The organism is Actinotignum sanguinis (assembly GCF_030230305.1).
GTDB lineage: Bacteria > Actinomycetota > Actinomycetes > Actinomycetales > Actinomycetaceae > Actinotignum > Actinotignum sanguinis.
This window is the reverse complement of record NZ_JASPCQ010000015.1, coordinates 15,723-41,048: the sequence shown is the minus strand read 5'-3', so window position 1 is coordinate 41,048 and position 25,326 is coordinate 15,723. Positions and strand designations below refer to the sequence as shown.

At 59.5% G+C, this 25,326-nt stretch carries 24 protein-coding genes; 13 read left to right on the top strand and 11 right to left on the bottom strand.

Going from position 1 to position 25,326, the window contains the following annotated elements:
- The 3 genes from QP828_RS07645 to QP828_RS07635 all read right to left on the bottom strand — a co-directional run.
- The coding region (locus QP828_RS07645) for an ExeM/NucH family extracellular endonuclease (protein ID WP_284891479.1) at positions 1-3,220 on the bottom strand (3,220 nt) is incomplete at its 3' end.
- Positions 3,221-3,363: 143 nt separating this feature from the next.
- Positions 3,364-4,053: a response regulator gene (locus QP828_RS07640; protein ID WP_274734327.1), complete on the bottom strand. Its 690-nt coding sequence runs from the start codon at positions 4,051-4,053 to the stop codon at positions 3,364-3,366.
- 4 nt (positions 4,054-4,057) lie between these two features.
- Positions 4,058-5,416: a sensor histidine kinase gene (locus tag QP828_RS07635; RefSeq protein ID WP_274734325.1), complete on the bottom strand. Its 1,359-nt coding sequence runs from the start codon at positions 5,414-5,416 to the stop codon at positions 4,058-4,060.
- 210 nt (positions 5,417-5,626) lie between these two features.
- Between QP828_RS07635 and QP828_RS07630 the strand changes: the two genes are divergently transcribed.
- The 6 genes from QP828_RS07630 (at position 5,627) to QP828_RS07605 (ending at position 10,521) form a co-directional block, all read left to right on the top strand.
- Positions 5,627-6,295 (top strand): DUF4352 domain-containing protein, encoded by a 669-nt coding sequence (locus QP828_RS07630; RefSeq protein ID WP_274734323.1) that lies wholly within the window; start codon positions 5,627-5,629, stop codon positions 6,293-6,295.
- Between the two features lie 166 nt (positions 6,296-6,461).
- Positions 6,462-7,829, top strand: coding sequence for an alpha-amylase family glycosyl hydrolase (locus QP828_RS07625; RefSeq protein WP_274734321.1), 1,368 nt, complete (start codon positions 6,462-6,464; stop codon positions 7,827-7,829).
- A gap of 3 nt (positions 7,830-7,832) precedes the next feature.
- Positions 7,833-8,630: a YaaA family protein gene (locus tag QP828_RS07620; protein ID WP_274734320.1), complete on the top strand. Its 798-nt coding sequence runs from the start codon at positions 7,833-7,835 to the stop codon at positions 8,628-8,630.
- Positions 8,631-8,687: 57 nt separating this feature from the next.
- The gene (locus QP828_RS07615) at positions 8,688-9,761 is read left to right on the top strand and encodes a methyltransferase domain-containing protein (RefSeq protein WP_274734319.1); all 1,074 of its coding nucleotides are present in this window, start codon (positions 8,688-8,690) and stop codon (positions 9,759-9,761) included.
- Positions 9,762-9,886: 125 nt separating this feature from the next.
- Positions 9,887-10,192 carry a type II toxin-antitoxin system RelB/DinJ family antitoxin gene (locus tag QP828_RS07610; protein WP_274734318.1) on the top strand — a complete coding sequence of 102 codons (306 nt, stop codon included), beginning with the start codon at positions 9,887-9,889 and terminating at the stop codon, positions 10,190-10,192.
- On the top strand, positions 10,189-10,521 hold the full coding sequence (locus QP828_RS07605; RefSeq protein WP_274734316.1) for a type II toxin-antitoxin system RelE/ParE family toxin: 333 nt from the start codon (positions 10,189-10,191) through the stop codon (positions 10,519-10,521). The genes QP828_RS07610 and QP828_RS07605 overlap by 4 nt, the downstream gene beginning before the upstream one ends.
- Before the next feature lie 80 nt (positions 10,522-10,601).
- On the opposite strand, the gene QP828_RS07600 is transcribed toward QP828_RS07605, so the two are convergent.
- From QP828_RS07600 to dnaK, 6 genes are all read right to left on the bottom strand, one after another.
- Entirely contained in the window at positions 10,602-10,796 is a 195-nt protein-coding gene (locus QP828_RS07600; protein WP_274734315.1) for an antitoxin, read from the bottom strand.
- Positions 10,797-11,135: 339 nt separating this feature from the next.
- A complete protein-coding gene (locus tag QP828_RS07595) occupies positions 11,136-13,025 on the bottom strand; it encodes an ABC transporter ATP-binding protein (protein ID WP_284891474.1) in 1,890 nt (629 codons plus the stop codon).
- A 9-nt stretch (positions 13,026-13,034) separates the two neighbouring features.
- Positions 13,035-13,712, bottom strand: coding sequence for a heat shock protein transcriptional repressor HspR (locus QP828_RS07590; protein WP_284891472.1), 678 nt, complete (start codon positions 13,710-13,712; stop codon positions 13,035-13,037).
- A gap of 99 nt (positions 13,713-13,811) precedes the next feature.
- Entirely contained in the window at positions 13,812-14,828 is a 1,017-nt protein-coding gene (locus tag QP828_RS07585; RefSeq protein WP_274734312.1) for a DnaJ C-terminal domain-containing protein, read from the bottom strand.
- Between the two features lie 140 nt (positions 14,829-14,968).
- The gene (locus QP828_RS07580) at positions 14,969-15,652 is read right to left on the bottom strand and encodes a nucleotide exchange factor GrpE (RefSeq protein ID WP_274734311.1); all 684 of its coding nucleotides are present in this window, start codon (positions 15,650-15,652) and stop codon (positions 14,969-14,971) included.
- On the bottom strand, positions 15,652-17,532 hold the full coding sequence (gene dnaK, locus QP828_RS07575) for a molecular chaperone DnaK (RefSeq protein ID WP_274734310.1): 1,881 nt from the start codon (positions 17,530-17,532) through the stop codon (positions 15,652-15,654). Before dnaK ends, QP828_RS07580 begins: the two co-directional genes overlap by 1 nt.
- Positions 17,533-17,810: 278 nt before the next feature.
- Between dnaK and QP828_RS07570 the strand changes: the two genes are divergently transcribed.
- From QP828_RS07570 to QP828_RS07555, 4 genes are all read left to right on the top strand, one after another.
- Positions 17,811-18,743 (top strand): ROK family glucokinase, encoded by a 933-nt coding sequence (locus QP828_RS07570; protein WP_274734309.1) that lies wholly within the window; start codon positions 17,811-17,813, stop codon positions 18,741-18,743.
- Between the two features lie 171 nt (positions 18,744-18,914).
- Positions 18,915-19,424, top strand: a complete 510-nt coding sequence (locus QP828_RS07565; RefSeq protein WP_274734308.1) for a general stress protein — start codon at positions 18,915-18,917, stop codon at positions 19,422-19,424.
- A 102-nt stretch (positions 19,425-19,526) separates the two neighbouring features.
- Positions 19,527-20,879: a DUF4921 family protein gene (locus QP828_RS07560; RefSeq protein ID WP_274734307.1), complete on the top strand. Its 1,353-nt coding sequence runs from the start codon at positions 19,527-19,529 to the stop codon at positions 20,877-20,879.
- 72 nt (positions 20,880-20,951) lie between these two features.
- Positions 20,952-21,833: a patatin-like phospholipase family protein gene (locus QP828_RS07555; protein ID WP_274735548.1), complete on the top strand. Its 882-nt coding sequence runs from the start codon at positions 20,952-20,954 to the stop codon at positions 21,831-21,833.
- A 1-nt stretch (position 21,834) separates the two neighbouring features.
- On the opposite strand, the gene QP828_RS07550 is transcribed toward QP828_RS07555, so the two are convergent.
- Both QP828_RS07550 and QP828_RS07545 read right to left on the bottom strand, forming a co-directional pair.
- On the bottom strand, positions 21,835-22,071 hold the full coding sequence (locus QP828_RS07550; RefSeq protein ID WP_274734305.1) for a hypothetical protein: 237 nt from the start codon (positions 22,069-22,071) through the stop codon (positions 21,835-21,837).
- Positions 22,072-22,084: 13 nt separating this feature from the next.
- Positions 22,085-22,678, bottom strand: a complete 594-nt coding sequence (locus tag QP828_RS07545; RefSeq protein WP_274734303.1) for a hypothetical protein — start codon at positions 22,676-22,678, stop codon at positions 22,085-22,087.
- A 364-nt stretch (positions 22,679-23,042) separates the two neighbouring features.
- On the opposite strand from QP828_RS07545, the gene QP828_RS07540 reads away from it, so the two are divergent.
- From QP828_RS07540 to QP828_RS07530, 3 genes are all read left to right on the top strand, one after another.
- A complete protein-coding gene (locus tag QP828_RS07540) occupies positions 23,043-24,230 on the top strand; it encodes a sensor histidine kinase (protein ID WP_274734301.1) in 1,188 nt (395 codons plus the stop codon).
- A gap of 3 nt (positions 24,231-24,233) precedes the next feature.
- Complete coding sequence (locus QP828_RS07535; RefSeq protein WP_274734299.1) at positions 24,234-24,896, top strand: response regulator transcription factor; 663 nt, start codon at positions 24,234-24,236, stop codon at positions 24,894-24,896.
- A gap of 219 nt (positions 24,897-25,115) precedes the next feature.
- Complete coding sequence (locus QP828_RS07530) at positions 25,116-25,322, top strand: hypothetical protein (protein WP_274734297.1); 207 nt, start codon at positions 25,116-25,118, stop codon at positions 25,320-25,322.
- Positions 25,323-25,326: the final 4 nt, after the last annotated feature.

The following is a 25,326-nucleotide window of genomic DNA, read 5'->3' as shown; positions in this document are numbered from 1 at the left end:
CGCCACTGGCCAGAGAATTCTTCACATAGAAAACATTCCCCCGCCGCACCGCAAACGTATCAACACCATCACCATCCCAATCACCGACCAGGACCTCATCACCAACCCGGCCATAGGAGAACACGGCATCCGCCACGCCACTGGCCAGAGAATTCTTCACATAGAAAACATTCCCCCGCCGCACCACAAACGTATCAACACCATCACCATCCCAATCACCGACCAGGACCTCATCACCAACCCGGCCATAGGAGAACACGGCATCCGCCACGCCACTGGCCAGAGAATTCTTCACATAGAAAACATTCCCCCGCCGCACCGCAAACGTATCAACACCATCACCATCCCAATCACCGACCAGGACTTCATCGCCGGCCCGGCCATAGCTGAAAACGAGGTCGGCCACGGTGGTCTGCCAGTTATTGGATAGGTAGAACATATTTCCGGTGCTCGGTGCCGGCGCGGGTGCCGGTTCGGATGTTGGCGCCGGCACAGGTGCCGGTTCGGATGTAGGCTCCGGCCGCGTGGGTTCCGGTGCAGGCTGAGTCGGTTCGGGCGCGCTCGGCTCCGGTGAAGTCGGCTCCGGCTCAGGTTGAGTAGGCTCAGGTTGAGTAGGCTCCGGCGCAGGCTGCGTAGGAGTTGGCACCGGCGCGGGATCCTCCTGCTCCGGAATCACCTTGAGCCCCACCTTGAAGGGGTCATGATCCGAGGAACGGAAAGCGCTCTCGTCCCACAGATCCTTGATGTTGTAGTTATAGCGGGAGTATTCCAGGGCCACTGCCTCGGGGGAATTAATATTCCACACCTGCCCGCCGGTGGCGAGCTTCGCGGCGGCTGGATTCGCCAGCACGTGATCGAGCGAACCCACCAGCCCCGAGAATTGATAGGTGTAGGTATCCGGCTGGAAATGCGCGTGCAGGTTGGTGTATCCGGCCTTCTCAAAGACCCGGATCGGATCTTCCTTCGAATAAGAGTTGAGATCCCCCACCACGAACACCGGTTTATCGGCAAACTCCGCCGCGATCCAATCGCGCAGCGTCTCCGCCTGCTTGGTGCGCAAAAGGTTGTTATTGCCCTGGTACACATCCTCGTCATTCGCGATCTTCTTGGATAGCGACCCCTTGGACTTGAAATGGTTGGCAATCACCACGAACTCCGGGCCCACGCCTTCGCCATCCACAACCGCCTGGAAGCTTTGCGCCAGCGGCTGGCGCGCGGTTCCGGTGTACCACTCGCTATTGAGGATCTGCGAGGGCCCCACCGCCCGCACCTTGTCCTTCTGGTAGATAAAAGCAAGGCGAATATAGTCCTCATTCTCCCCCACCTTCGCCGGGGAAGGAACATAAGCCCAGCGCTCCGCCTTCGCGTCCGCATTGAGGGCCGCGACTAGCTCCCGCACCGCCGTATCACGATCCCCGCCGGAGACCCGGGCGGTATTCTCAATTTCTTGCAGCCCGAGCACGCTGGCGTCCAGTTCATTGATAGCCCGCACAATCTTGGTTTGCTGACGTGCGAAGGACTCCGGGGTATAGGCCCCGCGCACCTTGCACCGATTCGCCGCGATGGGATTACCTTCGCGGTCGGTGTAGGAACGGCATCCCTTCTCATTTTCACCGAGGCTGGTGAAGTAGTTGAGCACATTAAAGGAGGCGAGGGAAATATCCCCGTCCAGTTTCCCGGGCGCGCCCGCGCGGGTGTTCTCAAAAGTGACGACCTCGGTGGAGCGATCCGTCCCATCTTCCAGGGTCACCGGGAAACGCGGCTGCAATTTCCAGGAATTATTACGGAAGTCCATAATGAGCCCGCCCTGGAGAGTGGCGGCGGCCCCCACTCGCACCGGCACGCCCTTGGCGGAGGCATTATCGGCAAAGAGGTAGGGCACCGGCACATTCGTTTGGGCATTGCGCCCGAAGTAGGCCCGCGAGCGCCCATCATCCAATACCAGCACATTCGCCGCGTTATAGGCATCCAGTGCCTGCACCTGCTCCGGATTCTCGCTCGGGTTGAAACGTTCGCTGGGCTGCCACAGCGGCTGGGTGCCGCAGGCCAGGCCCACTTCGCCGTACTGGTTGGTGGCATAGTTATTGGTCACCGTGAGCGGCCCGGTTACCCGCACGAGCATGCCCTCCACCGCTTCGCGCTGCGCGGCCGTGGCATTGCAGGCAATCTCGACCGGCTCAGGAGCGGCCGGTTTTTCCTCCAGCGCCGTGATAGCAGCGGCATTAATTTCGGTCAGTCCGTAAAATTCGGTAACCGCGCCGCGCACTTCCACATAGGCACCGGCCTCCAGCTGGGCAGCCGCCGTTCCGTAGACGAAAATACCGTGGGAGGCATCGGTATGTTCCACCCCGGGTGTTTGGATATAGGCCCCGTTGAGCCCGCCTTCCGGGTAGGCCGCGGTTACGACGCCGCGCGTGGTCACTTCCTGCCCGGCGAGCGGACTTGCCTGCCCATTTCCCTGGATCTGCGCGATGGGCACGGGCACGGCCGGATCGCTTGTGGTTCCCGTGCCGGGGTCCGTTGTTGGATCGGTGCCGGGACCGGTGCTCGGCTCGGGTTGCGGCTGGGTGCCGGGATCCGGGTGGCCCGGAGTTGCGCCGTCGTTCGCCCGTCCCGGCGTAGCCGGAACAACACTAAAATCGGCCGAATTATTATTCGTATCCGAACCGTTGGGAATGCGAGAAGCGGAGTTCGCGGCCATCTGGGAATTGGAGCCCACGCGGGCTGCCTCGCCTTCCGCCACGCTTGCGTTTCCGTATCCAACCAGGTCAATAGCGGTGGCGGGATCGGCCAGAGCCGCGTCAATACGGGACGACGGCGCCAGCACCACAATCCCGCCCTTGGCCCCAAGGTTGAGCGGGGAAGTGACACCCTCCGGGAGCTGAGAACCGTTGGGGCCATTCGATCCGGCACTTACCACCAGATAAGCCCCGGCCTCCAAGCTGCCGCTCAGGGCCACTTTGGAAGAAATGTTCTTCCCGTGGCTCGCTGAATAGCCCAGGGCCAGATCGCTCAGGTCAACGGCCACCGAGCTCGGGTTATACAGCTCAACGTATTTATGAGTGTAGGTGGACCCGGAGGACCCACCCCGCGTATAAATCTCATTAATAACAATTCCGGAACCGTCCGGCGCGGCGAACGCCGGAAGGAGGTAGACGCCGGGAACCATCAAAGCCGTGGCCGATAGTACCGCAACGCCCGCGAGGGCACGTTTTTTCACGTTGCGACCTTTCTGTGCGATCCGCGCGTGGCGGGCGCGGAGGGTGATTCACGCCGCCTCCACGTTAGCGGTGCCGCATCGCCAACTCTTAAACACCGGGTAAACACCCGGTGACTCTGGCGCGCGGGCGCACCCGTTCCAGGCTAGACCGGGTCGTCGTCGAGCAGCCCGGCGCGCGTCATATCCACCGCAACCCCAATGCGTCCTTCCACACCCATTTTCGCCACGATAGCGGCCAGGTGGGTTTTCACCGTGGATTCGGATAGGTGCAGTTTCTCCCCGATATCGCGATTCGACAGCCCCAGCGAGACCTGCCGGGCTACCTCGAGTTCGCGGGCGGTGAGCCGCGCGATTTTTTCCTGGGCACGCCGGCGCGCGCTCACGGTGCGGGTCGCCGCCAAGTATTCGTATACCTGCTTGGCCGCCCGCGGGGAGAGGGCGCCGTCCCCGGCTGCCACATTGCGGATCGCCTGGAGGAGAACCTGGGGGTCTTCCGATTTGAGAATAAAACCGGAGGCGCCGGCTTCCGCGGCTCGCACCGCTTCATCATCAGCATCCAGGGTGGTCACCACGATCACCTGGGGTGGATGCGGGAAACTCCGCAGCTGGCGCGTGGCTTCGATTCCGTCCATCCCTCCGGGCATCGCCACGTCCATGAGCACGACGTCGACCTTCACCGCGGTGAGAGTTTCCAAAGCTTCGCGGGCCGTACCCGCCTGCGCCACAACCTCACTATCCCGCTCCGGGCTCAGGTTAATAATTTGCACCAGGAGACGGCGAACCATCGGATCGTCATCCACGACCATAACGCGAATAGGTGAGGAAATCGGCACCGAGCTATTTTACCATTCCAGGAGTGCCACCCCGGGTACTCCCGTCCCAGGGTAGGTGCACATGAACTGCGAAAACACCGCCCGTGGTGCTGAAGGTGGCGCGCCCGCCCAGGGCCTGGGCCCGCGCCTGCACCCCGCGCAATCCCGAGCCTGCCCCGCGGACGCTTTCGCCCTGTTCACCTTCAGGTGTGGCAGGCATGGCATTGCGCACCGCGATATCGAGCCCCTGCTCGGGACCACCACTCACCCGCACCCGGGTGGTTTCTTCCGGGGCGTATTTCACCGCGTTAGTGAGCAATTCTTGGACGATGCGGTAGCACGCCGTCGTTACCGCGGCCGGGGCGCGTTCCGCATCCGTAATAAAAACATTGGCGACGACGGGATGCCCCGCCGCCAGCACCTTATCGATATGATCCGCTAATTCGGTGAGGGAACGCGGCGGGCGATAGGCCGAGGAACTCGGATCACGCATCACCCGCACGAGGGAACGCAAATCATCGGTGGCCTGCCGGGAAGATTCCCGCAGCGACCTGGCCGCTTCTTCTAAATCGGCATCCCCGCGCGCCAGCAATTCCAAAGAACCGGCCTGCAGGCTCATAATGGCCAGCTGGGACCCGATGGAATCGTGAATTTCCCGGGCCAGGGCATCGCGTTCTTCTTTGCGGGTGAGCTGGGTTTCCAGCTCCTCGGAGGCGGCGGCCGAGGCTTGGAGTTCCTCGCTGGTGGATTCCAGCCGATCATGGGTTTCTTGGAGTTCTGCGGTGGCACTGCGCCACAGCCCCCACCCGATAGGAAGGAGCACCGCCACCGCGTAGAGAACCAGGAGCGGCACAATATTATTCGGGAAATCATCCAGCGGATTCTGGTGGTTGAGGAAGCCCATCACCCAGGACGAGTTGTAATCTTTCCCGGTCAGTTCGCGGGCGAATTGCCAGGCGGTAATGAGGGCATACATGGCGCAGACGCCCAGGGCGCGGCGTCGTCGCCCCTGCACGCGGGCCCCCGCAAGATAGCGCGGCAGCAAAAACCCGACCACGGGGCCGATAGCGCCCAGCGTGGAACACACGGCCGCAACCGCGAGCGCGCGGCGCGGATAGCGTTCCCGGCGCGCCACCCACACGCCCGCCGTAATGCCGCAGCACATGGAGAGGAAAATAGCGGCTTCGTCGAGGGTGCCGAGCCAGCCGGGAAGCGCGCGGATTTTTGTGCGCTCAATCTGGTAGCCGACCCCCACCGCCATGACGATATATATGGCGGCTGTTTTGAGGTAGAAGGGGATGGCGGCCGGCCCGCGCCGGCGCGCTGGATTCTGGCCCGCACGCGCCGCCGCACCGCTGCGATTCTTCGGCGCGTGATCTGTCATGCCTGTGATTGTACGACCCGCCCGCGCGCTCCAGAACCGCCGTTCGGCCCGCGGATAATACCCGAAGGGATGAGCCGGCTCTGCCCATGTGGAGGATGTGCCCGCCGCGCGGCCCTTCTACCCTGGAGGCGATACGTGAGCGACTCTGGCCGCCGGCTTATGACCGGGCCGGGGCGGCGCCCACCGCTGTAGATAAAGAAAGGTTCTCGCATGTCAGCATCCACGCCGCCGGTGTACGGCGCAGTTCCCGCTCCGGAGCAGAAAAAGAATTGGTTTGCGCGCCATAAGCTCCTTACCGCGCTCCTCGTTATTGTGGTGCTCGCGGTTATCGGTGCCTCGCTCTCGAAGCAATCCGATGGCAAGCCTGCCGCCAGCTCCAGCTCGCAGGCCGCCGATAGCGCCGCCGCTGGGAACGCTGCGGATAGCGCGGATAAGGCAGATAAGAAGGCCGAGTCCGAGGGCGCGCAGGATAATAAGAACGACGACGCAACCGTGGGCATCGGCACTCCTGTCATTCTCGGTGATTTTGAAGTGACCGTGACGAATGTGGACAAGGGCGTGAGCCATATCGGCAATGACGTGCTCGGTAAGGATGCCACGGGTCAGTACGTCATTGTGGACGTAACCGTGAAGAACACCGGGAAGGAAGCGGCTGGATTCTCCGAATCGGAGCAGAAGCTCGTGGATACCGAGGGGCGCCAGCATTCGGTTTCCGGCGATTCCCTGTATCTGGGCGATGCGTCGATGATTTACGAGAAGGTCAATCCGGGGAATACCGTGACCGGGAAGCTGCTCTACGATGTGCCAGCCGACGCGGTTCCGGCCAAGCTGGAGCTGGAAACCGGGTGGATCCATAACGCGACCGTCACCTTGCAGTAAACGCTGATTACTTCGCTGATACCGCTGCGCGGTTATCGCCTGGCGTTTATCTTCGCGGCCCTTCGCTCTAGAATCGAGCGAGGGGCCGCAGCACATTCACCCAGCTGAGCGGGCTCCGCGGCAGCACTCTTAGCCATGAAGAAGCGAAGGAAGGCGGCTCTCAGCTATGTCACAGCTCGACACTATCTGGTGGCAGGTTTTTGCCCTGGGCGCCTGCGGGGCGCCCATTCGCGAGGGGCATAACCCCCTAACCGCGGCCGGGGAGATTCCCGAAGCCACTCCCGGTGAACACCGTTTACGAGCCTTGGATCCGTGGCTGGATTATCTTATTGAGCTCGGCGCGAATGGCCTGCTCCTCACCCCGATTTTCGCTTCCGTTTCCCACGGTTACGACACCCTCGATCATTTCCGCCTCGATCCGCGCCTGGGCGATAACGCGGATATCACCCATCTCATTGAAGAAGCGCACCGCCGCGGCATCCGGGTGCTGTTCGACGGGGTTTTCAACCATATTTCCCGCTTCCACCCGCAGGTGGAGGAGCTGGGCCTGCGCACCGAGAGCGGCGATTTCCACACCTGGGAAGGCCACGGGGATCTCATTACCCTCGATCATTCTTCGCCGCACGTGCGCGAGCTGGTCCGCGAGGTCATGGAATTCTGGCTGGAACGCGGTATTGACGGCTGGCGCCTAGACGTGGCCTACGCGGTTCCGACCGATTTTTGGGCCGAGGTGCTCGGGAAAGTCCGCGAGCGATTCCCGGAAGCTCTGTTCCTGGGCGAAGTTATCCACGGTGACTATTCCGATTTTGTGGCGCGGTCCAGGGTGGATACGCTCACCCAGTACGAACTCTGGGCCTCGATCCGCCAATCCATCGCTTCGCGTAATTTCTGGGAGCTGGACTGGAATCTGGGGCGGCACGCGCAGTTCTGCGAACATTTCATTCCCAATACTTTCATCGGCAATCACGATGTGGAACGTATTGCCACGGCGGTGGGTCCGGCCGGCGCGGTGCTGGCCGCCGCGGTGCTGTTCACCGTTCCGGGAATGCCCTCGATTTATTACGGGGACGAACAGGGCTTCACGGGAACTAAACTCGAGGGCTTTTCTGCCGACGACCAGTTGCGCCCGCCCCTGCCCGAACGCCCCGAACAACTCTCTGACCTGGGCGCCGGGATATATAGCGCCTACCGCGCTCTCATCGCGCTGCGCCGCACCCACCCGTGGCTCACCCGCGCCCGCCTTGAGGTCACGGGCAAGGATAATACCTGGATCGAGTACCGCGTGTGGGAGCGTGAGCACGACGACGCAGCCCCCGGCGGTGTGGACTCCGGCCAACCCGCCGAGCTGCGGGTGCGCCTCGATCTCGAGCCGCACCCGCGCGTTCGTATCACCGGCGTTGCTGCCGGAACTGCGGGCGCGAGCGCCACGGGCGATAGCAACTCGGGCGCTGGCGACGCGACTACCACCGCCGGGAATCCGGGCGGCGAAGTTGAGCTCTTCTTCTGGCACGCCGACGCGGAAAGCGGGGAGTAAACAATGCTTATCCTCCTCCCTCCTTCGGAAGGGAAAACCGCACCGGCCAGCGGCCCCACTCTGGATCTCAGCGCCCTGAGCATCCCGGAATTCACCGCGCTGCGCGCCGAACTGGTGGCGGAGCTGGAAGCCGTATCTCGCCGCCCCGATGCCCTTGATATTCTCGGGGTGGGTCCGAGCATTGCTGGTGAAGTCGCCACGCAAATCACGCTGCGGGAACAGCCCTGCGCTCCGGCCTGGCAGGTCTATACCGGAGTGCTCTACCAGGCTCTCGATATGGGAAGCTTTTCTGCCACCCAACTCACCCGCGCCGGCGAGCACACCCTGATTTTCTCCGGTCTTTTCGGAGCCACGTCACCGCTTGACCTCATCCCCTCCTACAGGTTGGGAATGAACGTAGAACTGGGCGGCGCGAAGATTTCGGCCCGCTGGGCACCCCTCTGGCCGGTTCTTAACAGTCGGGCCACCGGTTTGGTCATCGACGCGAGATCCGGTGCCTATGCGGGATGGAAGGTGCCAGCTAGCTGCGACGTCGTGAAAATAACCGCCACCCGCATCACGGGCGCAACGTCCCGTACGATCTCGCACGCCGCGAAATATTTTCGCGGGCGGGTGGCACGCCTGGCTCTCCTGGCCGATACCCCGCCGCGCGAAGCTGAAGAATTGGCGGAATTGTGCCAGCAATTGGTGGGCGAAAGAACCGCGGCCGGGGCGATCACCGGGGTGGAATTAGGACCGGCGCGGCGTGGGGTGCGCGAGCTCGCGGTGGTGGAGACCGTGGATGCGGGGCGCGCCCACTAAGCTGGGACCGTGCGTTGTTCGTATTTTGAGGCGGGGACCTGCCGTTCGTGTACCCGGATGGGTGAGGCATACCCCGCTCAGGTAGCGGACAAAGAGGCGCGCCTGGCTGAATTGCTGGCGCCCTTCGACCCGGTGTGGCTACCGCCGGCGCTCTCCCCCGAATCGCATTTTCGCAATAAAGCGAAACTTGCCGTGGGCGGAACCACGCAGGCGCCAACGCTGGGAATTTTGGATCGGGGCATGCGCGGGGTGGACCTGCGCGCATGCGGACTCTACGAAGAGCCCATTACCGCGGCGCTCCCGGTGCTAACCGAGTTCATCGGGCGGGCGCGACTCACGCCTTTCGACGTGCCGAGCGGGCGCGGGGAATTGAAGAATATTCTCCTCACCGCGGCGCCGAGCGGTGAGCTGCTACTACGTTTTGTGCTGCGCTCAACCGAATCGGTGGTGCGGATTCGCAAGCATCTGCCCTGGTTACGTGCGCAACTCCCGAACGCGCGGGTTATTTCTGTCAATTTGCTGCCGCAGCGCGCCGCCCTCGTGGAAGGCGAGGAAGAGATTGTGCTGACGGCGGAGGATACGCTCCCCTTCCCGCTCGGCACGGTCACGCTCTACCTCACCCCGCGTTCCTTCTTCCAGACGAATACCACGATTGCCCGGGCGATGTACGCACAGGCGCGAGACTGGGCCGCCGGTTTGGAGGGGCTGCGCACGGTATGGGACTTGTATTGCGGGGTGGGTGGTTTCGCGCTGCACGTGGCCGGCCCGGGGCGACGCGTGACCGGCGTGGAGATTTCCGAGGCAGCGGTGGATTCCGCGCGCCGCGCTGCCGCGAACGCCGGTAGTTCCGCGCAGTTTTTTGCCGGCGACGCCGCACGTGCCGCCGGCAAGCTCGGCGGCACGCCCGATCTGCTCATCGTTAATCCACCCCGGCGTGGCCTGACAGATCTCACCGAGTGGATTGCGGTCAATCCCCCGCGCTGGCTCATCTATTCATCGTGCAATCCCACCACGCTGGCCAAAGACCTGGGGCTGCTGGATGGCTTTGCCGTGCACGAAGCACGCCTCATGGACATGTTCCCGCAAACCGGGCACATGGAATGCATGGTGCTGGCCGAGCGGGTGGATTAAGCGGGGCCGCACCAAGCGCTAAGCGCCAAGAGTCACACCGGCCAAATCACACCGCCAGTTCCCGATAACGCCCACTTGCACATGCCAATACATAAGCACCTCCTCTTCTATAGGAGGGGTATTTTATGGCCACGACAGCTAATCTCTACGTCCGCATCGATCCCGATGTCAAAGAGCAAGCAGAGTACATTCTTAATTCTCTGGGACTCCCGCCGTCGAGTGCTATTACCATGTTTTATAAGCAGATTATTCAGCAGCAAGGGCTTCCCTTTGACGCAAAGCTCTCGTATAGAAAACCAGTCGGCATCAGCTCGCTGACTCGAGATGAATTGATGCTCGAATTGGACAAAGGCTACCAGTCAATCCTGTCCGGAGATACCGAGCCGGCAGACGAGGTATTTGAAGCCTTGGACAAGGAATTTAATGCATGAGCTATGCCGTAGTTATTTCACGAGAAGCCAAGGAAGACCTACGGTCCATCTATGCCTATATCGCATTCAATCTTCGGTCTCCCCGAATTCGGTCTCCCCAAACCGCACAGAGGCCAATAAGTAGAATCAAAATGGCGACAAAAGGCCTTAACAACTTCCCGAAGCGGCATAGGCTCGCTAACTTTGAACCGTACAGAAGCCGTGGACTCCGCATTAATTCATGTGATAATTACCTTATTTTTTACTTCACGCAGGAATCGGTCAAAGAAGTTCTTATTTCAAGAGTACTGTGCGCTAAAAGGAATATCGAAAGCGCATTGGCGAACTAAAATACGTTTTCCACATCATATACAATACTGGATTCTCATAACGAGACCAGCTTGCCAAGAATAAGCTACCTTGCAGAACTTCATACCCTATATGCGTCTTTAAGGAGTCGGTCTACTTCATCTGCACTATATGATTTTCCGCTCGCCAGAGAGTCGATTCCTTTTTGCAACTCTACGGTCAGTTCTTCTTGCGACAGATTACCTAAGGCAACTGGTTCAACCGACATCCGAAAATCTGCCGGCACCTCTACAGGCTCATCCTTGGTAGTCGTCATAAAGCCTCCTTTTCACCGCTGCTACAGTACTGTGGTTGTCACGGTAACTCCTTAGAGTTAATCCACAACCACACTGCCGCCTGTTGCCGGGATACCCGCGTTGTACATGCGCGGTTATCCTCCGGTCACTTGTGCTTCCCTGAGTGCGATAGCAGAATCACCACATGGCTACCCCAGAACTCACCAAATCATTGCAGTAGCATCTACCAAATCATTGCAGTAAACCTTACCAGATCATTGCAGTAGAAACTGATCAATCGGCCCAATATCAAGGGAAAACCCGGCCGGCGCCGCTATTGCACACCAACGCAGTTCGCTCCCAGCTCGCGGCTTCCACACTCACCGCAAACCGTAGCGTTTGAGGTGACGCTGGGCGCGCGCGGAGTTGTCATTCTGCAAGGCGAGCAGTTCTGCGTAGATACCCCCGGATTCAGCGAGCTCAGCCGGACTACCCACCTCATCAATGCGCCCGGCGCGCAGAGTAATAATGCGGTCCACGCTGGCGATGGTCGAGAGTCGGTGCGCGATAATAATCGAAGTGCGATCCTTCATGAGTTCTTCCAAACCGGCCTGCACCCACCGCTCGGAGCGAGTATCCAGCGCGGAGGTCGCTTCGTCCAGTACCAGAACCGGGGCGGCTTTGAGCATCGCACGAGCCACCGCGATGCGCTGGCGTTGCCCACCGGAAAGCTTGAGCCCGCGCTCCCCGATGACAGTGTCATAGCCGTGGGCAAAGCGCCGAATAAAACGATCCGCGTGGGCACGGGTTGCGGCGTCGAGAATTTCTTCTTCGGTAGCATCCGGGCGTCCGTAAGCAATATTTTCCCGAATTGTTCCGGAGAAAAGTGCCGGATCCTGGAAAACTACCCCGATAGCGGCCCTCACCTGCCGAAGCGACAAATCCGCGATATCGCTGCCGAAGAGCTCAATGTGCCCGGCCCGCGGTTCGTAGAGCCCCAGAAGAAGCGAGGTGAGAGTGGTTTTCCCACCTCCAGATTCGGAAACGAAAGCCACTCGTTCCCCCGGCTCGATAGTGAAACTAACATCGCGTAAGACATCTGGATCTGTGCCGTATCCAAAAGTCACGTTCTCGAAACGAATTGCCGGCACATCAGGCTGAGCCTCCACCGCGTTGTGGTGGAGCGTGCGGGCCGTACGCGGGCGGGCCGGTGCGGCGTCGTCGTTAAAAGTAGGGTCAGCTCCGCCAGAAAGAGCAGCGGAGTTGGATATAACGGGGCGCTGCCCGCGTTCGGTTTCGGTGAGCTCCATAACCTCGAAATAGTCGCGCGAGCCGGCGATGGCGTGCTGGGTGGTGTCCACGATCCAGCTCATTGACATGACTGGGCGGCGCGCCATCCCCACGAGCTGCACCAAGATGACCATATCTCCCACGGAAAATTGGCCGCGGGCGGTGCGCAGGAAAATAATGGCGTAAATCGCGAAGAAAATAATGGCCATAACCATACGGCGCAGGAAATCCATACCGTGCCAGTGGCGGGATTGCTTGGCGGTGAGACTCTCGGCGTGCTCGTAGTGGCGGGCGAAATGCGCGAGTTCGCCGCGTTCACGGGTGAAGGATTTGACCACGCGGATCTGGCCGATTACTTCGTTGAAGCGCCCGCCGGCCACATCGATATCTTCGTTTTTCTGCGCTTCTAGGCCCTGCCAGCGCCGCGAGGTGAGGGCCGTCAGCCACATGTAGATCGGGAAAATAATAAGCAGAAGGAGGCAGAGTAACGGGGAATATATAAAGGAAATAACCAGGACGGCCAGCACCGTGAGCAGCGTGGTGAAAAAGGAGTTCGCGAAGCTTTTGACGAAATTCGTGACCTCCATAATGGAGCGGTTGAGGCGCGAGGTGATGGTGCCGGTGAGTTCGCGATCAAAATAATCTTGGGGAAGGGTGAGGAGTTTATCGAAATAGCGCACGGAGAGGATGGAGCGCATTTTTTGGCTCATGAGATCTCCGGCGTATCCGCCCAGCGAGTCCACGGTGGTGGAGAAAAAGTCGATGGCGAGGAACGCGCCCGCCAGCAGGATCACCCGCCGCACCGCCACCCCAACGTCGAGGCTGCCGCTCACGGCAGCAACGGCGGTATCGGTGGCGGCCCCGAGCACGAAGGGAACGATAATGGTTCCGGTGGTTACGAGGATGGAGGCGAGGGCCACCGCCACGTAGTAGCGCGACAGCGCGGAGGTGAAACGAAAAATTCTTAGCAGTGCGTGCACATAGTGACCCTAGCAGTACTGCGCGGTGTTCCCGGGACGTTCGCGTGCCGCGCCGCTTTCGTGGTTGTAGTCGCGACTGTGGTCACGTTCGTGGTTGTAGTCGCGGCTGTGCTCCCGATCCAGCTGCACCGCGAGCGCGGCGAGGAGCAGATCAAGGGTATGGGGTTGGTAGCGAGCCAGTTCGGAGCCGGGATGGCGGGTGGAACTCGCCGTGGAGCTTGCGCGAGAAGGCCCGGTACTTTCTTGGGCACGTAACTGTGCGAGGCGCTGAGCAGCCTGGTGGCGCAGATATTCGCGTAGATCTTTATGGCCGCGGGTAAGAACGACGTCGCCATCCGCCCCGGCAGCGAAAATCCGGCGAGCATGGGCGCGCCGCTCGTTAGCGCGTTCCCGCTCCGCCGCGAGTTCTTGTTCGGCGCGCTGGAGGGAGCGGGTGAGCTGGTCAATACGCTCTTGCATCTGGAGGATGCGGGCGATTCCGGCCAGATTGATACCATCTTCCTGCGACATGCGTTGAATTTCTTGGAGTCGTTCCACATCCTCCAGGGAGTAGCGCCGCCCGCCTCCGCGAGTGCGCCTGGCAGATACCAGCCCCAGGCGGTCATATTGGCGCAGCGTCTGGGCATGCATACCCGCAAGTTCGGCCGCTACTGACACCGTGAGTAGCGGTGCGCGTCGATTCGCCATACCTCCTCAACCTCCTTCATTGGGGTTCCGGGCCCGGCCCCGGGTGGGGCCGGGCTAGCCGAACGCCTTGTTCCTTGTGCCGCTTCGCTATTCTGTCGCCTACACCTTCGCCATGCGGATGAAATCCGCCCGCGGGTCGGCGTCGCTTGTGGCTTTGGCGAACAGTTCCACGGTTTTACGGGCATCATCCGAAAGCCGGGTGGGAACCACAACCTTGAGACGCACGTACATATCCCCGGCGGATCCCTTGGCCGTGAGGCCCTTGCCGCGTACCCGCAGAATTTTGTCCGTGGAAGAACCGGCCGGGATTTTCACCCGGACGGTCTTACTTGCCAGCGTTGGTACTTCTACGGTAGCCCCGAGAGCGGCTTCCGGGAAAGATACCGGGACGTTGACGTACACGTCCTTACCCTGCACATCGAAAACCGGGTGGGGTTCCACGTGGACGGTCACGATAATATCGCCGGCCGGCCCACCGTTGAGACCCGGGTGGCCCTTCCCGGCGATCCGAATTTTCTGACCATCGCTCACCCCGGCGGGGACTTTCGCGGTCACGGATTTACCGGAGGCCGTCTGGATTTTCACGGTGGCACCGTCCACAGCCTGACGGAGCGGGAGCGAGACTGCGGCAGTCATATCCGCACCCTTCTGGGCCCGACGCTGGGAGCCGAAGCCGGAGAAGCCACCGCCTCCCTGACCGCCCCCGAAAAGTCCGCCTAGGACATCCTCGAAATTGCCACCGAAGCTACCCCCGCGGGCACCGCCCGCGGAAGATGAGGCGTGGTAGGTTCCGCCGCGGCCGCCGGAGAACATCGAGAAGATGTCCTCAAAACCGCCGCTGCCTTGCCCACCGGCCCGGAAGCGGGGCCCGCCGGCCCCGAGAGCCCGGATCGCATCGTATTGTTTGCGATCCTCCGGGTTGGAGAGAACCTGGTAGGCCTCCCCCACCTTCTTGAACTTTTCTTCGGCGTCCTTCGAACCGCCATTCCGATCGGGGTGGTAACGGCGGGATAGCTTCCGGTAGGCCTTTTTAATATCCTCCTGGGTGGCGTCTTTTTTCACGCCGAGTTCCTGGTAGAAATCCTTATCGAGCCAATCTTGGCTTGCCCCTGCCATATGCTCACCTCCCCTTTCTTATCGTGCTGAGTATGCTCGGTGAAATTAGTGTGTACTCCGTATTGTTGCTACCTACGTACGGGTGGGTGCCGCGCGGGCCGGCCGTGTATGCGGAGCCGACCCGCGCCCACTTCCCCGCGTTATTCCGGCGAAACGACTCCCACCCGGGCCGGGCGGAGCACCTTATCCGCCACGGTATAGCCGGGTTGGATAAGCGTCTCAATAGTTTGAGCGGTCGCTTCAGCCGAGGAACGATTCATGAGCGCTTCGTGGTATTCCGGATCAAATTCGTCACCAACCGCACCGAAGCGCGCCACCTTGAACGTGGAGAAGAGGATCTGCTCCATTTTCTCCGCGATCAAACCGGTGGGCCCTTCCAGGTCACCGTGCTGGCGAGCCAACTCCACATCGTCAAGAACCGGAAGCAATGCTTCGATCACCTTGAGAGTGCCCGAATCGCGGTGCGCTCCAGCTTCCTGCTTGGAGCGGCGCACGTAATTCGTGTACTCCGTTTCGGTGTTGTAGAGCGATGCCTGAGCGCGTTTGAGCTGATCCTCCAGGGTGCTGATGGTGGCCATTGCTTCGCTAAGCGGACCGGAGGCAACACCCTCAGCACCGGCGGATTCGGCCTCGGATGCCCGCGCATCGCCAACCTCGCCCGCGCCAGCTTCATCGGCCACGGCCGCGCCAGCCGCATCCGCAGCAGCCGGTGAGGCCGCGGCGGTAGCTGCGTCGTCGTTCCCAGAAACAGCGCCCGCACCGGAACCGGCGCCGGGCTCCTCCACGCTTTCCGGACCGTTGCGATTCAGATCGTCCTCACTCATTACTTATTCTCCTCATCGTCCACCACTTCGGCGTCGACGATATTGTCATCAGAAGAACCGGCCGCACCGGAACCACCCGCGGCCCCGCCGGACGCATTCGCACCACCGGCCTGCTCAGCAGCCTGGGCCTGCGCGTAAATTTCCTGCCCGATCTTCTGCGACTTCTCGTTGAGTTCGGCCAGGGCGCTCTTGACGTCCTCCACGTTGCCGGTGCCCTTGAGGGTTTCACGTAGCTTGGCGATAGCCCCCTCCACTTCGGTGACGGTGGCATCGGTGAGCTTGTCCTTATTGTCCTTGATCAAACGCTCAATGGAGTACGCGGTCTGCTCAGCCTGGTTGCGAGTATCGGTTTCTTCCTTGGCCTTGGCATCCTCGGCGGCGTGCTCCTCAGCTTCCTTGACCATGCGGTTGATTTCCTCTTCGGAGAGGGCCGAACCGCCGGTAATGGTCATGGACTGTTCCTTGCCGGTGGACTTATCGCGCGCGGATACGTGCACGATGCCATTGGCGTCGATATCGAAAGTGACCTCAATCTGCGGCACCCCGGACGGAGCCGGCGCGATCCCGGTCAGATCGAAAGTGCCCAGCGGCTTGTTATCGCGGGTGAACTCACGTTCGCCCTGGAACACCTGGATGGATACCGAAGGCTGGTTATCTTCCGCGGTGGAGAAGGTTTCCGAATGCTTGGTAGGAATAGCGGTATTGCGCTTGATGAGCTTGGTCATCCTCCCGCCCTTGGTTTCAATACCGAGGGACAGCGGGGTCACGTCAATAAGCAGCACATCCTTGCGGTCCCCGGTGATCACACCGGATTGCAGCGCCGCACCCACAGCCACAACTTCATCAGGGTTCACACCCTTATTCGGTTCGCGCCCGTTGGTGAGTTCCTTGACCACTTCGCTCACGGCCGGCATACGGGTGGATCCACCCACCAGCACCACGTGGTCAATATCGGAAACCTGGATGCCCGCATCGCGAATCACGTTCATGAACGGGGTCTTGGTGCGATCCAGCAGATCCTTCGTCATATCCTCGAACTTGGCGCGGCTGAGGGTTTCATCCACGTGGATAGGCCCGGATTCGCTCATGGAAATATAGGGCAGCGAGATCTGGGTGGAGGTAGCGGCCGAAAGCTCAATCTTCGCCTTTTCCGCGGCTTCCTTGAGGCGCTGCAACGCGATCTTATCCTTGGACAGATCCACGCCGGAAGCGTTCTTCACCTGGTCAACCAGCCAGTTGACGATGCGCTGATCCCAATCATCCCCACCGAGCTTGTTATCCCCGGAGGTGGCCTTCACCTGGATGAAGGAGAAATCATCCTCATCCTTGCCCACTTCCAGGAGGGAGACGTCAAAGGTGCCGCCACCCAGGTCAAAGACGAGAATTGTTTCATCTTCCTTGCCCTTTTCCAGGCCGTAGGCCAGCGCCGCCGCCGTGGGTTCATTGACGATGCGCTGCACATTGAGACCGGCGATAGTGCCGGCATCCTTGGTGGCCTGGCGCTGCGCGTCATTGAAGTAGGCCGGCACGGTAATAACCGCATCCGTCACGGTATCGCCCAGGTAGGCTTCCGCATCCTTCTTCAGCTTCTGGAGGATAAACGCGGAGATCTGCTGCGCGTTGTAATCCTTACCGTCAATATCAACCTTCCAATCATCGCCCATGTGGCGCTTGACGGAAGAAATCGTGCGATCAACATTGGTGACAGCCTGGCGCTTAGCCACTTCACCCACGAGCACTTCTCCGCTCTTAGAGAAGCCCACTACGGACGGGGTGGTGCGCGCACCTTCCGCGTTCGCGATGACCGTGGGTTCCCCGCCTTCGAGGACGGCCACCACGGAGTTGGTTGTTCCCAAGTCAATACCTACTGCACGTGCCATGATTGCTCCTTCTGCATTCGTGCCGCAGATCCGCGGTACCGGCAGTACCGGCCGCGAACCCTTCGACAAAGTTTCCTTCCAAGTCTGAACGATCCGAGAACCTATGTCCAATCGGCTCGCCCTTTCTTGAGTCCACCAAACTCAACCTTGGGGTGCCGGTTTTTATTCCCGCTCTTTTTTCGCGAGCTGCGTCACGCCCGTGCGCACTCTTTTTTCGGCACGACGACGCCGCTGCGCCATCCCGGAATCCGGCGGGCTACGCCAGGTAGACTTGCACCATGACTCTGAGCATCGGTGTGGATGTTGGCGGCACGAAGGTGGCCGCCGGCGTCGTCAATGAACAAGGTGAAATTTTGCAGCGGGTCCGGCGCCCCACTCCGCGCCAGGATTCCGAGGCCTTTATCGCAACCATCGCCGTCTGCGTCAACGACCTCAAATCCTCGGGTGCTACCACCGTGGGAATCGGGCAGGCCGGCTATATCGCCGCGGATCGCGATACGTTGATTTACGGCACGAATGTCCCCCTGCAGAACGGACGGCTCGGTTCGCGTATCGCTGAGCTCACCGGCATGCCCGTCGTCGTTGAAAATGACGCCAACGCGGCGGCCTGGGCCGAATACCGTTTCGGTGCGGCCGCGGATGCGGAATCCGCCGTTGTGGTCACGCTCGGCACCGGGCTGGGCGGCGGCGTCATTATGAACGGGAATCTGCTGCGCGGAGCTTTCGGTTTCGGCGCGGAAATCGGGCACATCCACATGGTTCCCAACGGGCCGCTGTGCGGGTGCGGATCGCGCGGCTGCTGGGAAGTGATGGGCTCGGGCAGCGCGCTGGTGCGTTTCGCCACCGAACGGGCCGCGAATTACCCCAGCGGGGCCGCCCGCATCCTGGAACTGGGTGAAGGGCGAGTGACCGGCCCGGCCGTGACCGCGGCCGCTCAGGAAGGCGATGAAATGGCCCTCGATGTTTTCAATGAGCTCGCGCATTGGAATGCCATCGGCTTGGCGGATATGGCAACCATTTTCGATCCGGAAATCTTCGTAATTGCCGGCGGGGTGAGCGAGGCCGGTTCGCTCGTACTCGATCCGCTGGTACGCGAATTCCCCGAAGTTCTCCCCGTGGCGAAATACCGGACGTTGCCGGAGATTCGCCTGGCGCGGCTCGGGAACGACGCCGGGATTATCGGCGCCGCTGACCTGTCCACCATCGAATAAAGTCGCTGAGTCGCAGCCGTGTGAGCTGCGCGCACGCGCACACTAACACCAACCAGACTGCGCGCCGGAATAACAGCACCGGTTTCCACCGGTAGCGAGTATTTCCGGCGCGCAGCTGATTTTCGTTTCGACGGCGGTTTTTCTGTCATAGGCCAGCTTTAGGATGAGCCTATGAGTGAAAACATAACTACTGGCGCGTCCGCCACCGCGCGCGCCGCTGAACAAAGTGCCGCGGATTACCGCACCATTACGGAAGTTTCTGATTATCGGCGGGCCGAACGCCTGGTGGATACGCTCTCGGATGCCGGGTTCCCGGTGGAAAATGTGCGTATCGTCGGCGTGAATCTGGAAAGCGTGGAGCAGGTGACCGGGCGCCTCACCACCGGGAAAGCCGCGCTATACGGTGCGGCGGGCGGGGCTTCCTGGGGTCTCTTCTTCTCCTTCTTCTTTATTCTTTTCGCGCCGGCCGTGGTGCTCTGGCAGGTCCTCCTCTTCGGGCTCGCCTGCGGCGCGGTGCTCGGGGCCATTATGGGCGCGCTCTCGCACGGTTTCACCGGCGGGCGGCGTGATTTCGCTTCGGTGCGGGCCACCACCGCCAATTCTTATGAAGTGCAGGTGCGGCGGGCTTTCGTCAACGAAGCCTACGCAACCTTGGCGCAGGCCGGGTATTCGCTGAGCTAAACAAGCGCCCGCTACGGCCGCGACATTCGGCTTTACCGTGCTCCCAGCGGAGCTACCCACTACTATGGTGGGTGGCTCTGCTGCCGAACGTGAGGGAAACTTATGGTTGTACGCCACGAAATCCGCCCGCCTATTACCCGGCTTCCAGACGGGACCATCAAACAGATCAACCCGTTTTCCGGCACCGAAGTGTGGACCCAGCCAGGCCGCGCCAACCGCCCCCTCAAGGCGGAAGTTCCCATCGCGGAACCGTTGAGCGCGGACCACCCGGAAAACTTCTGTTCTTTCTGCGCGGATCGGGTACTGGAAACACCGCCGGAAAAGGCTCGCATCGTCGGTAACCCCGCCACGGGCGAAGCTCGGATCACCTATGATGCCCCGGTGGATTCTCTGGCGGATCCGTGGGATTTCCGGCGGGTTCCCAATCTTTTTGAGATTGTTCCCTTCCAGTACTGGACTACCAACTACCAGTACGAACTCACCACCCGCCGCCAGGATGCTTTTGAGCGCTACACCTCAGATGCGGCGGGGCGGGCCCACGTGCTCTCCGTGGCTCATAACAAGGCCATTGCTTCGGGCATGGATGAGGATGCCTGGAATGCGCTTCCGGAGCGGGAGCGCCTATTGAGCGCGCTGCCTTTCTACGGGGGCGGGCATGACCTCATTATCGGGCGCCACCACTATGTACCAGGTTCGGATTCCACCGCGAATCGGGCCGGCTCGGGTACCCTCACCCCGGCTGAGCACTACTGGTACTTCCTACTTACTGCGGATGCCATGCGCGATCTGTACGAACAAAACCGCTACGTCAAATACGTGCAGGTATTCCAGAATTGGTTGCGACCGGCCGGAGCCTCGTTCGAGCACCTGCATAAGCAGCTGGTGTCCATTGATGAACGCACCGTCAATCACCGCTACGAAGTGGACCGGGTGCGCGATAACCCCAATATTTTCAATGAGTACGGGGTGGATTACGCCGGTTACCACAATCTCGTTATCGCGGAGAATAAGTACGCGGTGGCCTACGCCGGGTTCGGGCATCGCTACCCCACTCTCGAAGTATGGTCACGCTCGGAAGCCTCCCAGCCCTTCGAACACACCCGCCACGAATTACGCGCCGTTTCGGATCTGGTGCACGCTATGCACGCGGCCACCGGCCCTGATATTCCCACGAATGAGGAATGGTACGCGCCTTCACGGGATATGGAAGTAGCGACCCCGTGGCGGGTGCTCCTCAAGTGGCGCACCTCCACGCTCGCCGGTTTCGAAGGCGGCACCAAGATCTACGTCAATACCATTGACCCGTGGTCATTGCGGGATCGGGTGGTTCCCCGCTTGCTGGAGCTGCGCGCTGAAGGCGCCATTGCCTCCACGATCAATATCGCCACCGAATGCAGTTGCGAAGTCAATTCGCTGCGTTACGGAATGGGAGAATTAGGAGTGCGCGGCAGGTAGCGTGGGCCGCGGCCCGGCCGCGGCTAGCTAGGGCAGCACCCACTCCGGCCTGGCTCGTAGAAAGGAAACTCCATGTCGCAGATTGCTGAGACCGCCCTCGTTTTTGAGGGCGGTGGTATGCGCGCGAGCGCCACGGCTCCGGTGGTTATCAAACTCATCGAGGCTGGGCTGGAGTTTCCGCACGTTTCGGGCATTTCGGCGGGTTCCAGTCACGTGGCGAATTACCTCAGCCGTGACCCGGTACGGGCGCGGCGTTCTTTCGTGGAGTTCGGAGCGGATCCGAATATTGGCAACTGGCGGACCTTCCTGGCTGGCAAGGGCGCGTTCAACTCGGATTATATTTACCGTCACACCTCACGTCCCGGCGAAGCGCTCCCTTTCGATTTCGCTACGTTCCAGTCCACTCCTGGAGATTTTGATATCAGCGCTTTTCGTTTGAGCGACGGCGCAGCCGTGCACTGGCACCGCAGCGATATTAACGTTCTTGACGATCTGCTGGTGCGGGTGCAGGCATCCTCAACGATGCCTGGCATTATGCCTTTCGTATCACTGGACGGTGAGCTTTATGCCGACGGCGCCCTCGGGCCATCCGGGGGTATACCTATCGATGCCGCTGAGGCTGCTGGCTTCGAGCGCGCCGTCGTTATTATGACGAAACCGCGCGATTATGTGCGCCCGGCGCCTTCCCGGAAGGCCACTGCGCTGATCAGGGCGGCTTTCCGCAAATACCCTCATCTCGTTACCGCGCTGGAGGAACGCGCAGCGAAGTACAACGCCACCCGGGCCCATCTTTTTGATTTGGAAGCGCGGGGGCGGGCCTACCTTTATTTCCCGCGCCACCAGCTAGTCTCCAACCGGGAAACCAATGTGGCGAAGCTAGAAGCTTCCTTCACGGCAGGCACCGCCCAGATCAACGAGGACTTCCCCGCGATCCTGCGCTTCCTCGAGATGTAGGCTACTTGCGCTGATCTTGCCGCCGCTTTGCGTGCAATGCGGAAACCAGCGGAAGCACGATAACCAGCATGAGGCAATACGCGATCAAGTCCGAGCCATAGTCCGCCATCAAGGTCGAGAACTGATCCTTGTTCTTTACGTACATCCAGATAAAGAACAAGCCCGCCATCAGGCAGGTGGACACCAGGGTAACCACGTAAACCCGCAGCCAATCTTTCTTATAAAAAAGCTTCCTCATGGAGCTATCCTACCTATTTAGACCACGGAGTAAGGCACCAAATAGCAGAACCCGCCAACATCGCAGCCAGTCCTACAACACCTCCTTTAATGGCGTTTTTACCCACGATTTTCACGATCTTGATTGCCGCTTCTTTCCATAGACCCCTTTCGATGAGCGACCCAATAGCGCCCGAGAAGAGCCCTCCTAACGCGCCTAAACCGCTCGCGTCGATAATGCATTGGGCATACGGACTCAGACTTCTGGTAGTGTTTCCCGCGCTCCCAGCAAAGCGCGTATCGCCATTCAGCATCGAAACGATCACCGCTAAATCAGATTGTGGCACCTCAGATTCCATGCCGGATTGTGTGATGTACCATTTTCCACTTTTATTCTGCGATAAATAGACAGAAAACAGCGTTTCAATATCCGCAGCCACAGCGTCAATCTCTTCCGCATCAAGGTCAACGCTTTCCACCCCTTGCAACTCGTCAACGCTAAGCACAGCCGAAGAATCGCCGTGCATTGCATTTGGTTGCGCAACCGCAATTGAGGTAGTGCCAAGAGCCAAAGCTATAGCCAATGCGCTCGACACCGTTACCTTTGTCGCAAAAATACGCGTATTCATGAAATGTGTCCTTCCTCTTTGATCGGAATCATGAACGTTTTAAAGCTAGTCACTACAGACGGTTTAGAGATACCGACGAATGTCGGTTAGCTATACCGACGTTCATCAGCCAGAATTTAATAACAGAAGCATCGACTCAAAAATCGATGAAGTCGAAAAGAAAGGAATTCCATGCCCACTCTTAGTGCCGTGGTAGCTCTATGTGCGTTAGTCTTCCCCGCAACTACAATGCCAATTACTACCCCAGCCTGTGCCGGAAGAGAAATGCACTATAGCGTTAACAAAATTTCCGGTGACCACAGCTGGTACATTCCCCAAGCCGCGCCTCCCAGGATCTGCGCGGCAATGCCGAAGCTGCATAGTTGTGAAAAGTATCGGCCGCGGTAAAACGATGCCCTACTTCGTGACACTGCACACCCCTGCCCCTAGTTATACACTCTCATCTAATGAACGGCGGGCACTATTCGTTATCAGTGCGGTTGCCTTCGCGGCAATCGATATTATCACTGCTATATTGGGCTTTTACACTTTCGAGATGTGTTATCTCTTGCCCAATATCTGCTTGTGGACACTATTTGCACTAGCGGGATTTTTCCGAGTGTGCGAACCATTGTTTATAGCAAGTTACATCACGCTTAACGTTTATGATGCTGTTGGCGTCGCTCCTAGTTTTGCCGTAACACTTTTACTCGTCATATGGCTCCTACGATCCTGGATCATTCCGGTCATCGCCACCATGATTGTCGAGGCGACTGTGTCTATCGTTATAAGCCCGACTCCTGGGCTACAAGTATTCAGCTCATTAATTACCAACATAGGCACCTTGGCCGTTGGCTTGGTTCTGCTCTGGCAAAACAATCGCCGTGCTTTGGCAGAAGAAAGAACGAAAGAAGCCTTTGAAGCCGTGCGGCAAACTCGACAAGAGTTAGCACGTCAACTGCACGACAGCACAGCAAAAGACCTGGCTCATGTTGCGATTCTTGCCCAGGATATTGCCATTCGGCATCCCGATCTATCCGAGGAATTAGACAAGCTTGTCAAGGTTGCCACAAGCGCTTCGAGGAGGATCCGTCCGCTCATCCTCTCCATGGATACAACGGCAACCGAAACCCCGCTGTCCGAGGTAATCACGCAAGTATCCAATATGTTGAGCACCAGAGATATAACTTTGGAAGTCAATATCACCGGCGACATTGATACCCTAACGACGCGGCAACAGCGCCGTACAGCGGCTTTAGCAATTCGCGAGTGCGCCTCCAATATTCTTAAATACGCACCCGCCGGCTCGGAAGCAAATCTCGTTATAGAGGTAACAACGGCACCTAATCTGCTCGCACTTTCCCTAAGTAATCAGATCGCTTCACAACCGCAGACTTCACATATGAGCAGTGGATACGGTTTGGCAAATCTGGCTAACCGAATCAGAACCGAAGGGGGAACGATACAATCCAGCGCGGTAGATCAACAGTGGATAACCTATATAACTTTGCCCGCCCACCCATCTGTTCCTTTGGAAACTGCGAGCACGCAAACCGCTATCCCGAAAGAGTAGCGCATGGATAACATTAGAATTTTACTTGCCGATGACGACCCCATTATCCGCGAGGGCCTTGCACGGCTACTCAATGAGCAAGAGGGCGTTACTGTAGTCGCTACCGCTGCTGACGGCGCGCAAGCAATTGATCAACTTAGTCACCAGAACGTGGACCTTGCTCTTCTTGACGTGGATATGCCGGTCATGAGCGGCATCGAAGCCGCTAAACGAATTAGCCACGATTCCCCTCACATCGTGATCGTTATGCTCACCGTATTCGAACACGAAGAATCTCTCGGGGAAGCTATAGGCGCTGGCGTACGCGGTTTTCTCACTAAGGACATCATCGCTCCGGAACTCGCCCAACTGATCCGCAAGGCCTACAGTGGGCAGCAGGTTATGGCACCCCGTCCGACCGAAATCCTGATCACTTCCTACGAGAAAGTCCAGCAGAGCAAAGAGGAATACGCAGATTTCGTTGCTGCGGTAGAGCAATTACCGGATCACTTGCGCCCCGTTTTCCAATTGCTCCTCCAAGCTCTGGCGAACAAGAATATTGCTCGGCGAACCGGACTAACCGAAACTACCGTGCGCTCCTATGTTTCCGATATCCTCAACCGCACCGGGTGCGCAACGCGTGCTGAACTAGGGATCACCGCTATCAAAGCTGGAATCACAGGTTGATGGAAGGATCAACAGTGCGGGTAGGCCAACCCTCAAGCGCCGCCATCCACGCACCTATAAAATCCCGGTAATAATACCGACACTTATCGGTAGTCCAGAAATATCCTTGCGTGGTTAACTGGTATCACCTCTCAACGCAGAGCCGCACCCGTTTTCTCAAGGTGCAGCCCACAACCCGATGAGGGTACATGACCGAAACTAATAGATATGGAACCGCTCATGACTGACAAGACTAGAGCCCGCATAGCGGATATCTGCGCCGGATTGGTCGCTTTGCTTGTGGCTTTCCTGGCAAAAGAGCCGGGCTGGAATATGCATAACGGCTTGATGTGGTTCGCGGTCTTCGCTGCCACATATGTCGCGCTACGCCTATCCTTCATGCTTCCCGGAATTATCAAGGGTGTTCGTCAAGCAAAAGATGACTAGCTGT

Excerpts from the sequence above, each read along its gene's own strand:
- QP828_RS07570 (WP_274734309.1), top strand. The coding sequence starts at position 17,811 with ATGACTCTGAGCATCGGTGTGGATGTTGGCGGCACGAAGGTGGCCGCC.
- QP828_RS07580 (WP_274734311.1), bottom strand. The coding sequence starts at position 15,652 with ATGAGTGAGGACGATCTGAATCGCAACGGTCCGGAAAGCGTGGAGGAG.
- QP828_RS07610 (WP_274734318.1), top strand. The coding sequence starts at position 9,887 with ATGGCCACGACAGCTAATCTCTACGTCCGCATCGATCCCGATGTCAAA.
- QP828_RS07550 (WP_274734305.1), bottom strand. The coding sequence starts at position 22,071 with ATGAGGAAGCTTTTTTATAAGAAAGATTGGCTGCGGGTTTACGTGGTT.
- QP828_RS07600 (WP_274734315.1), bottom strand. The coding sequence starts at position 10,796 with ATGACGACTACCAAGGATGAGCCTGTAGAGGTGCCGGCAGATTTTCGG.
- QP828_RS07620 (WP_274734320.1), top strand. The coding sequence starts at position 7,833 with ATGCTTATCCTCCTCCCTCCTTCGGAAGGGAAAACCGCACCGGCCAGC.
- QP828_RS07630 (WP_274734323.1), top strand. The coding sequence starts at position 5,627 with ATGTCAGCATCCACGCCGCCGGTGTACGGCGCAGTTCCCGCTCCGGAG.
- QP828_RS07615 (WP_274734319.1), top strand. The coding sequence starts at position 8,688 with ATGGGTGAGGCATACCCCGCTCAGGTAGCGGACAAAGAGGCGCGCCTG.
- QP828_RS07530 (WP_274734297.1), top strand. The coding sequence starts at position 25,116 with ATGACTGACAAGACTAGAGCCCGCATAGCGGATATCTGCGCCGGATTG.
- QP828_RS07605 (WP_274734316.1), top strand. The coding sequence starts at position 10,189 with ATGAGCTATGCCGTAGTTATTTCACGAGAAGCCAAGGAAGACCTACGG.
- QP828_RS07625 (WP_274734321.1), top strand. The coding sequence starts at position 6,462 with ATGTCACAGCTCGACACTATCTGGTGGCAGGTTTTTGCCCTGGGCGCC.
- QP828_RS07555 (WP_274735548.1), top strand. The coding sequence starts at position 20,952 with ATGTCGCAGATTGCTGAGACCGCCCTCGTTTTTGAGGGCGGTGGTATG.
- QP828_RS07560 (WP_274734307.1), top strand. The coding sequence starts at position 19,527 with ATGGTTGTACGCCACGAAATCCGCCCGCCTATTACCCGGCTTCCAGAC.
- QP828_RS07585 (WP_274734312.1), bottom strand. The coding sequence starts at position 14,828 with ATGGCAGGGGCAAGCCAAGATTGGCTCGATAAGGATTTCTACCAGGAA.
- QP828_RS07590 (WP_284891472.1), bottom strand. The coding sequence starts at position 13,712 with ATGGCGAATCGACGCGCACCGCTACTCACGGTGTCAGTAGCGGCCGAA.
- QP828_RS07535 (WP_274734299.1), top strand. The coding sequence starts at position 24,234 with ATGGATAACATTAGAATTTTACTTGCCGATGACGACCCCATTATCCGC.
- QP828_RS07545 (WP_274734303.1), bottom strand. The coding sequence starts at position 22,678 with ATGAATACGCGTATTTTTGCGACAAAGGTAACGGTGTCGAGCGCATTG.
- QP828_RS07635 (WP_274734325.1), bottom strand. The coding sequence starts at position 5,416 with ATGACAGATCACGCGCCGAAGAATCGCAGCGGTGCGGCGGCGCGTGCG.
- QP828_RS07565 (WP_274734308.1), top strand. The coding sequence starts at position 18,915 with ATGAGTGAAAACATAACTACTGGCGCGTCCGCCACCGCGCGCGCCGCT.
- dnaK (WP_274734310.1), bottom strand. The coding sequence starts at position 17,532 with ATGGCACGTGCAGTAGGTATTGACTTGGGAACAACCAACTCCGTGGTG.